Origin of the sequence: Thauera sp. WH-2 (assembly GCF_048321015.1) — a bacterium.
GTDB lineage: Bacteria > Pseudomonadota > Gammaproteobacteria > Burkholderiales > Rhodocyclaceae > Thauera.
On the sequence record NZ_JBLWFG010000004.1, the window covers coordinates 80284 to 94174 of the forward strand.

The following is a 13891-nucleotide window of genomic DNA, read 5'->3' on the forward strand; positions in this document are numbered from 1 at the left end:
GGGCCAAAGCTTGACTTCGGTCACGCTCCGGGCGTGAAATTGTCGCAACGCAACAAGCGCACCTGCGCCCACAGACGCTGGTGCGAGACGAGGCTCCATCATGACCCACGCAGGAAACCGCCGGCTCGCCTGGATTGGCACCGGCGTGCTCGCCATCGCCGCCTCCGCGGCCTGGCAATTCCTCCGCCCCGCTCCCGACGACGGCAGCTTCGTTCGTGGCAACGGCCGCATCGAGGCCACCGAGGTCGATGTCGCCGCGAAGGGGCCGGGCCGGGTGGACGAGATCCTGGTGAACGAGGGCGACTTCGTCACCCGCGACGATGTGGTCGCCCGCATGGACGTACGGTCGCTGCAGGCGCAGCTTGCGCAGGCGCGGGCCGAGGTGGCCAACGCGGCGAGCGCACGGGAAACCGCGCGGGCGCTGGTAGCCCAGCGGCAGGCCGACGTGGCCATGGCCGAGGCGGTGCTGATCCAGCGACACGCCGAGCGGGACCTGGCCCGCAGCACGGCGGCCCGCTCGCGCGCCCTGCTCGCCGACCGCGCCACCTCGGCGCAGAAGGTCGAGGACGACGCCGCCCGCGCACGCACCGCCGAGGCCAACATCAGCGTCGCGCAGGCGCAGATCAACGCCGCCCGTGCCGGTGTGCGCGCTGCCGAGGCTCAGGTCCAGCAGGCCGAGGCCGCGATCCATGCCGCCGAGGCGGTGGTCGCCCGCCTGCAGACCGAGATCGCCGATGGCGAACTGCGCGCCCCGCGCAGCGGCCGCGTGCAGTATCGGGTGGTACAGCCGGGCGAAGTGATCGGCGGTGGCGGCAAGGTGGTGAGCCTGATCGATGTCGGCGACGTGTACATGACCTTCTTCCTGCCCGAGAGGGCCGCCGGGCGGGTGGCGCTTGGCAGCGAGGTGCGCATCGTGCTGGATGCCGCGCAGGATCTGGTGATTCCGGCGAACGTGTCCTACGTCGCCAGTGTTGCCCAGTTCACCCCCAAGACGGTCGAAACACAGAGCGAGCGCCAGAAGATGGTGTTCCGGGTCAAGGCCCGGGTCGACCCCGCGCTGCTCGCCCGCTACCCCGAACAGGTCAAGACCGGGCTGCCCGGCATGGCCCACGTGCGCCTGAACCCGCAGCGCGAGTGGCCGCCCGAACTGCAGGTGAGGTTGCCGTGACCTCACACTGCGGCGACATGAGCTGCAGGCCTGCACCGCCCCAAACCCCATCCGCACCCGCGCACGCCGCGCCCCCGGTAGCGCGCCTGGTGGACGTGCGCCACCACTACGGCGCCACCGCGGCCGCAGACGGTGTGACGCTCGACCTCCCTGCCGGGCGCATGGTCGGCTTCATCGGCCCGGACGGCGTGGGCAAGTCCACCTGGCTGGCGCTGATCGCCGGCGCACGCCAAATCCAGCAGGGCACGGTGGAGGTGCTGGGCGGCGACATGAAGGATGCCCGCCACCGCGCCCGCATCTGCCCGCGCATCGCCTACATGCCGCAGGGGCTGGGCAAGAATCTCTACCCCACACTGTCGGTGTTCGAGAACATCGACTTCTTCGGCCGCCTGTTCGGCCAGCCCGAGGCCGAGCGCAGGCAGCGCATCGACGAGTTGCTTGCTGCCACCGGCATGGCCGCCTTCGCCGACCGCCCCGCCAACAAGCTCTCCGGCGGCATGAAGCAGAAGCTCGGACTGTGCTGTGCACTGATCCACGACCCCGATCTGCTGATCCTGGATGAACCCACCACCGGCGTCGATCCGCTGTCGCGCCGCCAGTTCTGGGCGCTGATCGAGCGCATCCGCGCCAAGCGCCCGGGCATGAGCGTGCTGATCGCCACCGCCTACATGGAAGAGGCCGAGGGCTATGACTGGCTGGTGGCGGTCGACGCCGGCCGCGTGCTCGCCACCGGTACGCCCGATGCGCTGCGTACCGCCGGAAACGCCGGCACGCTCGAAGAGGCCTTCATCGCCCTGCTGCCGGAAGCGCGCCGCCGGGACCACCAGCGCCTGGCGATTCCGCCCCATGTGGCGGGCGAGGTCGTCATCGAGGCTCGCGGCCTGCAAATGCGCTTCGGCGACTTCGTGGCGGTCGACGACGTCAGCCTGCAGGTACGGCGCGGCGAGATCTTCGGCTTCCTCGGCTCGAACGGCTGCGGCAAATCCACCACGATGAAAATGCTCACCGGCCTGCTTGAGCCCAGTGCGGGCGAAGCGCGCCTGCTCGGCAGCCGGCTGGACGCGCGCAACATCGCCACCCGTCGCCGCGTCGGCTACATGTCGCAGGGCTTTTCCCTGTACGGCGAGCTCTCGGTGCGACAGAACCTCGACCTGCATGCGCGCCTGTTCGACCTGCCCCAGGCCGCAGGCGAGGCGCGCATCGCCGAACTCGCCCGCCGCTTCGACCTCGACCCGGTGATGAACACGCAGCCCGACGCGCTGCCGCTCGGCATCCGCCAGCGCCTGCAGCTCGCTGTGGCGGTGCTGCACCGGCCCGATGTGCTGATCCTGGACGAACCCACCTCGGGGGTGGACCCGGTGGCACGCGACCACTTCTGGGCGCTGATCGCGGACCTGTCACGCAAGGACGGCGTGACCATCTTCATCACCACCCACTTCATGAACGAGGCCCAGCGCTGCGATCGCATCTCGCTGATGCACGCCGGGCGCATCCTCGCCAGCGGCACGCCGGCCGCGCTTGCGGCCGCACGCGGCACCGACGTGCTCGAGGATGCCTTCGTCGCCTACCTCGAGGAAGCCAGCGAAGCCACCGCTCAGCCCCCCGCGGGCATGCCGTCCCACAAGTCGGCGACGACAGCCGCCGCGACCCCACCGCTTCCGCACACATCCCCCCCGAGCGAGACCGAGCGCCATGCCGAGCGCCTGGCCCGCTTCAGCCTAACCCGCCTGCTGAGCTTTTCCGCGCGTGAAGCCACCGAGCTGCGCCGCGACCCGGTGCGGCTCACGCTGGCGCTGCTCGGCAGCCTGGTGCTGATGCTGGTCATGGGCTACGGGATCACCATGGACGTGGAAGACCTGCACTACGCAGTGCTCGACCACGACCGCAGCGTGGCGAGCCAGCGCTACACGCTGCGCATCGCGGGCTCGCGCTACTTCCTTGAGCAGCCACCGCTCGCCAGCCACGCCGACCTCGATGCGCGCATGCGTGCGGGCACGCTGGCAATGGCGGTCGAGATCCCACCCGGCTTCGGCCGCGACCTCGCCCGTGGCAAGGCGCCGCAGGTAGCGGTGTGGCTGGACGGCTCGATGCCGCTGCGCGCCGAGCTCGCGCGCGCCTACGTCGCCGGCGTGCACGCGCAGACGCTCGCCGACGTGATCGCCGAGTCGGGCGCCGGCCCGGTGCGTGCGCTCGCCAGCGTCGAGCCACGCTACCGCTACAACCCCGAGCTGCTGAGCCTGGTGGCGATGGTGCCGAAGGTGATTCCGCTGCTGCTGGTGTTCATCCCCGCCATGCTCACCGCGCTCGGCGTGGTGCGTGAAAAGGAGCTCGGCTCCATCCTCAACGTGTACACCACACCCGTGACCAAGCTCGAGTTTCTGGTCGGCAAGCAGCTGCCCTACATCGCGCTGTCGATGTTCAACTTCGTGCTGATGTTCGGGCTCGCGGTAACGCTGTTCCAGGTGCCGTTCAAGGGCAGCTTCCTCGCGCTGGCGACCGGCGCGCTACTCTACGTCACCGCCACCACCGGCCTGGGCCTGCTTGCCTCCACGTTGACCAACAGCCAGGTCGCCGCGCTCGCCGGCACCTCGATCGGCACCCTGCTGCCGGCGATCCAGTTCTCCGGGCTGATGGACCCGGTGAGCTCCCTCGAAGGCGGTGGCTACTGGATCGGCGCAATGTATCCCACCACCCACTTCCTCACCATCGCCAGCGGCACCTTCTCGAAGGCGCTCGGCTTCGCGGAACTGGGCGGCGCCTTCATCCCGCTGCTGCTGGCAATCCCGGTGCTCACGCTGCTGTCGGCGACACTGCTGAAGAAACAGGCGAAGTGAGCAAAGGTACGCCAAGTGATCACGACCGCAAGCACCCATCTGCGCAACACCTGGCACCTCGGGGTCAAGGAGTTCCGCAGCCTCTCCCGCGACCTCGCGATGATGTTCCTGATCGTGTTCATGTTCAGCGCCTCGATCTACGCCGACGCCCGCGCCAAGCCCGAGAGCCTGAACCGGGCCTCGATCGCGGTGGTGGACGAGGACCGCTCGCAGCTCTCGGCACGGATCGTCGCCGCGCTGCAGCCGCCGCAGTTCATCCCGCCCGAGCACGTCGGCCTGGCCGACATGGACCGCGGCATGGACGCCGGCCTGCACACCTTCGTACTCGACATCCCGCCCAACTTCCAGCGCGACGTGCTCGCCGGCCGCAGCCCGGCGCTGCAGCTGAACGTCGACGCCACCCGCCAGAGCCAGGCGCAGACCGGCACCGGCTACATCCAGAACATCCTCAACGATGAAGTGCGCGCCTTCGTCCAGCGCGTGCGCGCGCCCGCGCCACAGCCGGTCGAGCTGGTACCGCGCGCAATGTTCAACCCCAACCTGCAGGCGAGCTGGTTCGCCGCGATCAACGCCATCATCAACAACGTCACCATGCTCGGCATCCTGCTCACCGGCGCGGCGCTGATCCGCGAGCGCGAGCACGGCACGATCGAGCATCTGCTGGTGATGCCGGTCACCCCGCTCGAGCTGATGCTGTCCAAGATCTGGTCGATGGGCGTGGTGGTGCTGCTGGCCTCGTCCTTCTCGCTGCAGGTGATGGTCAAGGGCGTGCTCGGTATCACCGTGGCCGGCTCCGCGGTGCTGTTCGGCGCCGGCACCTTGCTGTACCTGTTTGCCGCTGCCTCGATCGGCATCTACATGGGCACGATCGCCCGCTCGATGCCGCAGTTCGGGCTGATGTCCATCCTCGTATTGCTGCCCCTGCAGATCCTCTCCGGCGGCGTGACCCCGCGCGAGAGCATGCCCGAGACGGTCCAGGCCCTGATGTCGCTGACGCCGACGACCCACTATGTGTCGCTCGCGCAGTCCATCCTGTTCCGGGGCGCCGGGCTGGACGTGGTGTGGCCATCATTTGCGATGGTGGCGGCGATCGGTGCCGTGTTCCTGGCGCTCGCGCATCGTCGCCTGCGTCACACGCTCGGAACGATGCAGAGTTGAGCCGATCGGCTGCAGCACAATCTGCTGCCGAGCATCAAGCCGAGGCAAAAATTCGTTTATGGATGAAGCACTATTTTTTGTTGCACTGCAGCATCTTTTCCCCTACCATCGCACCTGTCTCCTCCACCCTCCTCCTTTGGTGTGGATTTGCCCGGGCCTCGCAAGACGCCCGGGCTTTTTCTTTTCAGCGCCCGAAAAGCTGCTGCAGCAGCACAAGGTTGAGCAGCAGGGCGACGAGCGCAAGAACCTTCCAGAACTTCGCCGGATCGCGCTCGATGAGTGCGGGTCGCAGGCGGCGCAGGTGCTCGGCGTCCGGATGATGAATCTCATGCACGAACTCCGACAGCTCCGCTTGCCGCCGTGCCGGGTCGATATCGAGCGCACGCGAGAGCGCGTCGTCGATCCAGGCCGGGATGTCGCGCTCGTCATCCACCACCGAACGGTAGCGCAGGCGGCGCTGCGCCTTGCGCGTGCGCGCCTGCGCGAGCGCGACGCCATAGGGTAGCCGGCCGGTGAGCAGCTCGTAGGCAATCGCAGCGAGCGAGAACAGGTCGGAACGCGTCGAACCCGGCTCGCCCAGGAAATACTCGGGCGCGGCGTAGGCGCTGTCGCCGGGGACGCCACCGGCCATCGCCATGACCTCGCCCGCGCCAGCGCACTCCGCGATGCCGGCCACGCTCACCGCACCGAAGTCGATGATGCGCACCGTACCCGAGGCGTCGATGATGATGTTCTCGGGGCGCAGGTCGCGGTGCAGCATCTCCTGGCGGTGGAAGGCCTGCAGCCCACGCGCAGTCTGACGCACGATGTCCCGCACGGCATCGAGCGCGGGCCGCGGATGGTCGGTCATCCACTGGCGCAGGCTGCGGCCTTCGACGAACTCGGTGACCACATAGAGGCAGCTGCGCGGGCGCTCCGGCCGCCATGGGCGTAGCACGTGAGGCGAGTCGATCCGGCGCGCGATCCACTCCTCGAGCAGGGAGCGCTCGAGTGCGGCGGAGTCCTGCTGCAGCTCGATGGACGGCGTCTTGATGGCCACACGCACCCCACTCTCGTCGTCCACCGCCAGATGGACATGGCTGCGGGCGCTGGCATGCAATTCGCGCACGATGGTATAGCCGTCGAGCCGCATGCGGGCTTGCAGCGCCGGCGCGAGCGGCAGCTCCGCGAGCCGGCGGCCGAGCTCGCTCGCCTGCGCATCGGGCAGGGCCGTGATCTCGACCAGCTGCACGGTGAGGTTGTCGGGGCTGCCGCGGCGCAGGGCCTCGTCCACGATGGTGCGCGCCGCGCCGTCAAGCCCTTCAGCCGCGGCGATCGCGCTGGCGACAAAGCCCATGTCCATGTAGTCGTGCACACCGTCCGTAGAGAGCATGAAGAGGTCGCCCCGCTCGAGCGCGAGCACGCGGTAATCCGCATCCACCCGACGATCCATGCCGAGGGCGCGGGCGAGATAGCTCTCTTCGGCCGACACGCGCACGCGATGATCCTCGGTGAGCCGCTCGATTCGGCCATTGCGCAAGCGGTGGATGCGCGCGTCGCCAATGTGGAACAGGTGCGCGGTGGTCGACTTGAGGATCAGCCCGCTGAAGGTGCATACATAGCCGCGCTCGCGGTCGAAGCGATGTTCGCTGCGGCGCGTCTGTGCGTGCAGCCAGGCGTTGGTGGCGGAGAGCACGTGCAGCGCGGCGGTGCGCACCGACCAGGCCTCGGACGTGCAGTAGTAGTCGGTGACGAAGGCATCCACCGCGGCCTGGGCGGCGGCCAGGCTCACGTCGCTGCTGCTGATGCCATCGGCGAGCGCCAACGCGATGCCCTTGGCGGCGAGCTCGGCGCCCTGCGGCATGCAGACGCCGTGAAAGTCCTGGTTGCGCTGCTTGCGTCCGGCCGTCGAATGCTGGCCGACGCGAACGGCGAGTCCTGTGCTCATGCTCGATCCACGATGGAACCCCGGCGCCTCGCCGCGCCGGGGAGGATTCGACAGCCCACGCAGCGGATCAGCTGAAGCTGCGCTTGGGCGCGGTGCGCACATGCGTGGTGTAGAGCGTGAGCCCGGTGAAGGCGAGACCGCCGACGAGGTTGCCGAGCACCACCGGAATCTCGTTCCAGATCAGGTAATCCATGATCGAGAACTCGCCGCCCATCATCAGCCCGGACGGGAACAGGAACATGTTCACCACCGAGTGCTCGAAGGTCATCGCGAAGAACAGCATGATCGGCATCCACATCGCGATCACCTTGCCGCTCACCGTGGTCGAGATCATCGCGCCCACCACGCCGGTCGACACCATCCAGTTGCACAACATGCCGCGCATGAAGATGGTGAGCCAGCCGGCGAGTCCATACTGCGCATAGCCGAGCGTGCGCGCCTCGCCGATGTGGCCGATCTTCTGGCCGATCTCGTTGGGCTCGGTCGAAAAGCCATAGGTGAACACGAAGGCCATCATGAAGGCCACGGTCAGCGCACCGGCGAAGTTGCCGACGAAGACCAGGCCCCAGTTCTTCAGGATCGCCTTGATCGTGACGCCGGGGCGCTTGTCCAGCCAGGCCAGCGGGGTGAGCACGAAGACGCCGGTGAGCAGGTCGAATCCGAGCAGATAGAGCATGCAGAACCCGATCGGGAACAGGATCGCGCCAACCAGCGGCTGCCCGGTCATCACGGTGGCGGTGACCGCGAACACCGCGGCCAGGGCGAGGATGGCGCCCGCCATGAAAGCGCGAATCAGGACGTCGCGTGGCGCCATGCAGATCTTGGATTCACCAGCGTCGACCATCTTGGTGACGAATTCGGAGGGAGCAAGGTAGGCCATAATTTCTTCTCTCTGTGTGCGTTGTCGTTCTGCAGGCGTGTGGGGTTGGGGATACGGGGTCTCAGATTGCGAGGAAGATCTCCCCACCTTCGACCTTCACCGCGAAACGGCCACAATGGCCGCTGTCGGGCGCCACCGCCTGGCCGTCCTCGAGGCCGATGTTCCAGCCGTGCAGCGGGCAGGTGACCTTGCGGCCATGGACGATGCCCTGCGACAGCGGTCCCCCTTTGTGGGGGCATTTGTCGTGCAGCGCGAAGACCTCGTCCTCGGCGTTGCGAAAGATGGCGATGTCCTCCTCGCCGGGGCGCTGCACGACACGCGCGCCGAGGCGGGGGATGTCTTCGAGCAGGCAGATGCGCTTCCAGTCGGTCATGATGGATTCCTTCGTTCGGATGGGTCAGGTGGCAAGCGGGACGATGGCGCCGATCACGCCTCGACCCGGATCGGGATGAACTGCCTGGCCGCCTCGCCCTCGCGGCTGCTCTGCCAGGGGTCGCGGGCGTTCTTGAGGGCGTCGAGCAGGCGCGCGTGCAGCCGGCGGCGGTTCTCGGCGTCCTCCACGACCTGCGCCTTCACGTAGTCGAGGCCGACACGGTTGAGCCAATGCACGGTGCGTTCGAGATACCAGCCCTCCTCGCGGTAGAGCTGCAGGAAAGCGCCCGAATACTCCATGACCTCCTCGTCGCTGCCGACCTTGCACAGGAATTGAGCCACCTCGGTCTTGATGCCGCCGTTGCCGCCGACATAGATCTCGTAGCCGGAATCGACGCCGATCACCCCCACGTCCTTGATCCCGGACTCCGCGCAGTTGCGCGGACAGCCGGAGACAGCGAGCTTGACCTTGTGCGGCGCGTACATGTCGAACAGCATCTTCTCGAGCTTGATGCCCATGTCGATGGCGAGCTGGGTGCCGAAACGGCAGTGCTCGGCGCCGACGCAGGTCTTCACGGTGCGGATCGACTTGCCATAGGCGTGGCCGGAGACCATGCCAGCGGCGTTGAGGTCGGCCCAGATCGCAGGCAGGTCCTCCTTCCTGATGCCGAGCAGGTCGATGCGCTGGCCGCCGGTGACCTTGACCGTGGGCACCTTGTACTTCTCGGCGGCGTCGGCGATGGCGCGCAGCTCCGCCGGCGTAGTCACCCCGCCCCACATCCGCGGCACCACCGAGTAGGTGCCGTCCTTCTGGATGTTGGCGTGGGCGCGCTCGTTGATGAAGCGCGACTGCGGGTCGTCCTTCGCTTCGTGCGGCCAGGACGAGATCAGGTAGTAGTTGATCGCCGGGCGGCACTTGTCGCAGCCGTCGGGCGTTTTCCAGTTGAGCATGCCGAACACCGCCTCCTTGGTGACGAGGTGGTGCTTGTAGATCGCCTCGCGCACCACCTTGTGCGAATGCTCGGTGCAGGCGCACACCGGCTTGTCACTCGCACTCACCGCCTGGTAGGCACCGCCCACCGTGGACGCGAGGATCTGCTCGACCAGCCCGGTGCAGGAGCCACAGGACGATGCCGCCTTGGTGTGCTTCTTCACCTCGTCGAGGGAGAACAGGCCCTTCTCCTTGATCGCCTTAACGATGGTTCCCTTGCACACGCCGTTGCAGCCGCACACCTCGGCGCTGTCGGGCATGGTGGCGGCGCGGTTCTCGCCCTTGTGGCCGGCGTCGCCCAAGCGGTTCTGGCCGAACATGAGCTGGCCGCGCAGCTCATGAACGCTCTGGCGGTCCTTCATGAGCTGGAAGTACCAGGAACCGTCGGCGGTGTCGCCGTACAGCACCGAGCCGACGATGCGGTCGTCCTTGAGCACCACCCGCTTGTACACGCCGCCCAGCTTGTCGTGCAGCACGATGTCCTCGGTGCCCGGGCCGCCACTGAAGTCGCCCGCCGAGAACACGTCGATGCCAGTCACTTTGAGCTTGGTGGAGGTCACCGAGCCGAGGTAGCGCCCAATGCCATGGTTGGCGAGGTGGTTGGCGCACACCTTGCCCTGCTCGAACAGCGGCGCCACCAGGCCGTAGGCGACGCCACGGTGCGCCACGCACTCACCGACCGCGTAGATGCGCGGATCGGTGACGGTCTGCAGGGTGTCGGAGACGTGGATGCCACGCACCCGCCCGCTGCCGCAGTACAGGCCGGCCGACTCGGCGAGCGCGTAGTTGGGCCGGATGCCTGCAGCGACCACCACCAGGTCGGCGGCGATCTCCATGCCGTCCTTGAAGCGCACCGAACCCACGCGCCCGGCACCCCCGGCACCCTCCTCGCCGCCGGTGTCGCCATGGGCGCTGCGCGCCGGCAGCAGCGCCTCGGTCTGGCGTGCGAGCAGGAACTTCATGCCCTTGGCTTCGAGCGAGGCCTGCAGCATGTCGGCTGCCACCTTGTCGAGTTGGCGCTCCATGATCCAGTCACCGATGTGCACCACGGTCACGTCCATGCCACGCAGCATCAGCCCATTGGCGGCCTCCAGGCCGAGCAGGCCGGCACCGATGACGACCGCGTGGCGGTACTTGCCGGCGGCCTCGATCATCGCCTCGGTATCGGCGATGTCGCGATAACCGAGCACGCCAGGCAGATCGTTGCCGGGGATGGGCGGGATGAAGGGCGTTGAGCCGGTAGCGAGCAGCAGCCGATCGTAGTCGGCCTCGGTGACGCTGCCGTCCTTGGCTTCGGCGACCACCCTGCGCCTCACCCGGTCGATCTTCGTCACCGTGCTGCCCGCATGCAGCTTGATGCCGTTGTCGCGGTACCAGTCGAGATCGTTGAGCATGATCTCGGGCAGGGTCATCTCGCCTGCCAGCACCGGCGAGAGCAGGATGCGGTTGTAGTTGCCGTGCGGCTCGGCACCAAACACGGTGATGTCGTAGAGGTCGGGCGCGAGCTTGATCAGCTCTTCGATCGTGCGCACGCCGGCCATACCGTTGCCGACAAGGACGAGTTTCATCTTCTTCATGGTGCTTCTCCGCGACAAGGCCAGTACGTTCGAAACGGAAACGGCGCCCACTCCGCCCAGCCCTTTGGGCCGTAGCGGAATGGACGCCGTTGTCCTGAAGCTGGAAAGTTCTGGGCAGCGCTCGCTGCCGGGTGCCCGACCGCCTTTGGCCGGTTGCTGAACACTTCAAAGCATCAAACATGCCAAGCCGGGCAGGCCGCAGCACAGGCCCGGAATCCGGGGCATAGATCCGGTTTCTGCGCTGCAGCTCGCACGAACGTCCGGCCTCGCAACGTCTTCGACCGCACTGCTGCAGTGCAGCAGTCAAGCCCCGATGCACGCCGATGGTGCAATCCGCACCAGCAGCTCAGGCGCGCATGGCTCACGCCCCGCAACGCAATGCCGCGGCTGGAGCCCAGCCATCGCAACGCAGCAGGCTGTCCTCAGCTCCGCCCCGGCAGAAATGCCTCCATCGCGAGCGCGGCCTCGGCAACCTCGACGATGCGGCGCCCCTGGTTCATCGCCGTCTGCCGCAGCAGGCGGTAGGCCTCATCCTCGGCGAGCCCCTGGTGGCGCATCAGCACCCCCTTCGCGCGCTCGACGAGCTTGCGCTCCTCCAGGCTCGCACGTACGGCAGCGAGTTCGTCACTCATCGCCTGCAGCCGGCGCGACTGCGCATGCAGTACATCGACGATCGAAGCGGCCAGACGGCGCCCCATCGGATCGGGCACCGCGGGCCTGCCCGCCCCGCCCTCCAGCCCACCATCCAGCCCGCCGAACTCACCGGCGCATCCTTCCTCCGCCCCTTCTTCACCCATGCGCACGCCGGGCGTGGCCCCTGCGGCGTCCAGTCCCACCAGTCCGTCCAGTGCAGATGCGAGCCGCTGCGGGTCATCCGGATCTGCCTGCAGGGCCTCGCTGCGCCGCAGGCATTCCGTCCTCAGTGCCACACCAAGCAGCACTTCGACCTCCCGCACGCGGTCGAGGCGCAGCGAGCAGCAGGCAAACCAGTCCTGGGCCCGCTCGGGCACGCCCGCAGCATCCTGCCCATCTGCAAGCAGCTTGCGGCGCAGGCGCTCCAGTTCGACGAGCGGCATCGCCTGCTGCACGCCCCGCCAGGCCGTCCGCACATCCTCCGGAGAAAAGGCCTCGAAGCGCTGGAAGCACGCCTCCTGGCCCTCGATCAGGTACAGCAGCGGCGGGCCATCCACTGCCGGATCGGCCTTCGCAGCAAACACTGCAGTGCCCAGCGCACGCTCCTGGCCAGCGAGTTCCTTGCCCTGCATGAGGTTGAACAGCGCCACGAGCAGCCGTGAAATCGCGGGATCAGCTGCCACGTCCGCCGCCTCGAACACCAGCGCCAGCAGGGCGGCGATGGTCCGCCTGAAGTGCGCTGTCGCCTCGGCGACTGAGCAGCGCTGGCGCACGATCGCCTCGCGCAGATCGGGGAGCATGTCGACGCGGTGCAGCGCAAGGGCGATACGGGTAAACAGCCGAGCGCCGCCGGCCACAGCGAAACCTGGCACGGCGTCACGGATCTCCGGCCGCCCCAGCCAGGCGCGCACGGCCGCCTCCGCGCTGCGGCTTGCCTCGGCATGCTCTTTCCGCTCCGGACCGAAGCGCACGCCCGCGGAAGCCAGAAAAAGGTTCGAGGCGCCGCGCTCGCCTTGCAGGCGGTGCACGAGTTCGCCCACGAGCTGGACGAGCTCGCAGCTGCGCGCAAGCTGTTCCAGCTCGTGGATCTCGCTGCGACGAGCAGCGACGAGAAAGGCCAGGGTCGATTTCATGCGGGGCTCCCGAGGGTTCTTGTTCTGCGGCCGAGGCCGCAGGGGTAGAACCAAGCAAGAGCCGTGCGCAGCCAGCGTCAGCGCGGGTGAGGAGGCAGCTTCCGCACCTGCTCGATGAGCTGTTCGCCAGCCTCGTCCGCGGGCCCCTGCCAGCCATCGAAATGCAGCAACTCGGGCAAGGGCATGCGCGGCAACCAGCCCGCAGCCTCGAGTTCGGGCCGGGCGTGAAACGCGCTCACGTGACCGATGCACAGGTAGGCGATCGGCACGATCTCACGCGGGATGCCCAGCGCCTCGCGCAGCGCCTGCGGGTGCAGGATGCTGACCCAGCCCACGCCGAGGTTCTCGGCACGCGCGGCCAGCCACAGGTTCTGCACCGCACACACCGCGCTGTACACGTCCATCGCGCCGATGTGGGTGCGGCCGATCACCACCGGCCCATGGCGGCTGCGGTCGCAGGTGATGCAGATGTTCACCGGCGATTCCAGGATGCCTTCGAGCTTCAGGTTGCGGTAGGTGTCGCGCTTGCCTTCGTCGAACATCTGTTCGGCCTCGGCGTGCGCGGCAAGGAAGTCAGCATGGATCTGCTCGCGCACCGCGCGCGAGCGCACCACGATGAAATCCCAGGGCTGCATGAAGCCGACCGAGGGCGCGTGATGAGCGGCATCGAGCACACGCGCGAGCACCTCGTCGGGGATCGGATCGGGCAGGAACTCGCCACGCACGTCGCGGCGGGTATGGATGGCGCGATAGACCGCGTCGCGCTCGGCCGCATCGAAGCGCGGATCGGCCTGGAAGCGCGCGGGGCCGGCGCTGCCGGCCAGGTCGTTCGTGACCGGTTCTTGGGTAAATGCGGGCGCGTCGGTACGCGCCGGCGCGGCATGCGCCTGCGTCGGGCTGCTCATGAAGTATTCCCCTTGTCGTCGAGCAGTAGACAGCCACCGACCAGGCGGCTGCTGGGGGCACTTCGAGGCCGGTCTTCCGGCTGCGGATCAACTCGTCCGGACGCCTTCCCGGTCCTTGCGGACCAGTGGCTGGGCGAACCTTGCCCGGACAATCCCCTTCACGGCGCTGGGCGCGCGGTGGGTTTGCACCACCTTCCCGATTCTCCCGCGCAGCGCGCGGGCACCTCGAAGCAAACAGGGGCGTAAGCTTAGCCGCAAACGGGCTGCCGCGGCAAAAGACGTGCGCTGGGTCAGTACGTTCCTGCAGCGCCCG

The 13891-nt window shown here is 68.0% G+C and carries 9 protein-coding genes and 1 riboswitch; of the genes, 3 read left to right on the forward strand and 6 right to left on the reverse strand.

The window, feature by feature from the left end; genetic code table 11:
- Positions 1-100: 100 nt before the first annotated feature.
- Genes ACNKW1_RS08540 through ACNKW1_RS08550 form a run of 3 tightly spaced genes read left to right on the forward strand, consistent with a single transcriptional unit; the run spans position 101 to position 5160 of the window.
- On the forward strand, positions 101-1168 hold the full coding sequence (locus ACNKW1_RS08540; protein WP_418364161.1) for an HlyD family secretion protein: 1068 nt from the start codon (positions 101-103) through the stop codon (positions 1166-1168).
- A gap of 17 nt (positions 1169-1185) precedes the next feature.
- Positions 1186-4002, forward strand: a complete 2817-nt coding sequence (gene rbbA / locus ACNKW1_RS08545) for a ribosome-associated ATPase/putative transporter RbbA (RefSeq protein ID WP_418364367.1) — start codon at positions 1186-1188, stop codon at positions 4000-4002.
- Between the two features lie 15 nt (positions 4003-4017).
- Positions 4018-5160 (forward strand): ABC transporter permease, encoded by a 1143-nt coding sequence (locus ACNKW1_RS08550; RefSeq protein ID WP_418364162.1) that lies wholly within the window; start codon positions 4018-4020, stop codon positions 5158-5160.
- 184 nt (positions 5161-5344) lie between these two features.
- Here ACNKW1_RS08550 and ACNKW1_RS08555 read toward each other — a convergent pair whose 3' ends face one another.
- The 6 genes from ACNKW1_RS08555 to bluB all read right to left on the reverse strand — a co-directional run bounded on the left by ACNKW1_RS08555 (position 5345) and on the right by bluB (position 13578).
- The gene (locus tag ACNKW1_RS08555; RefSeq protein ID WP_418364163.1) at positions 5345-7087 is read right to left on the reverse strand and encodes a protein kinase domain-containing protein; all 1743 of its coding nucleotides are present in this window, start codon (positions 7085-7087) and stop codon (positions 5345-5347) included.
- 67 nt (positions 7088-7154) lie between these two features.
- Positions 7155-7967, reverse strand: a complete 813-nt coding sequence (locus tag ACNKW1_RS08560; protein WP_418364164.1) for a formate/nitrite transporter family protein — start codon at positions 7965-7967, stop codon at positions 7155-7157.
- Positions 7968-8028: 61 nt separating this feature from the next.
- Positions 8029-8340, reverse strand: coding sequence for a nitrite reductase small subunit NirD (nirD, locus tag ACNKW1_RS08565; protein ID WP_418364165.1), 312 nt, complete (start codon positions 8338-8340; stop codon positions 8029-8031).
- Between the two features lie 53 nt (positions 8341-8393).
- Positions 8394-10907 carry a nitrite reductase large subunit NirB gene (gene nirB, locus ACNKW1_RS08570; protein ID WP_418364166.1) on the reverse strand — a complete coding sequence of 838 codons (2514 nt, stop codon included), beginning with the start codon at positions 10905-10907 and terminating at the stop codon, positions 8394-8396.
- A 422-nt stretch (positions 10908-11329) separates the two neighbouring features.
- The gene (locus tag ACNKW1_RS08575) at positions 11330-12673 is read right to left on the reverse strand and encodes a nitrate- and nitrite sensing domain-containing protein (protein WP_418364167.1); all 1344 of its coding nucleotides are present in this window, start codon (positions 12671-12673) and stop codon (positions 11330-11332) included.
- Positions 12674-12750: 77 nt separating this feature from the next.
- Positions 12751-13578: a 5,6-dimethylbenzimidazole synthase gene (gene bluB / locus ACNKW1_RS08580; protein ID WP_418364168.1), complete on the reverse strand. Its 828-nt coding sequence runs from the start codon at positions 13576-13578 to the stop codon at positions 12751-12753.
- A gap of 48 nt (positions 13579-13626) precedes the next feature.
- Positions 13627-13821, reverse strand: a riboswitch (cobalamin riboswitch).
- Between the last annotated feature and the right edge of the window lie 70 nt (positions 13822-13891).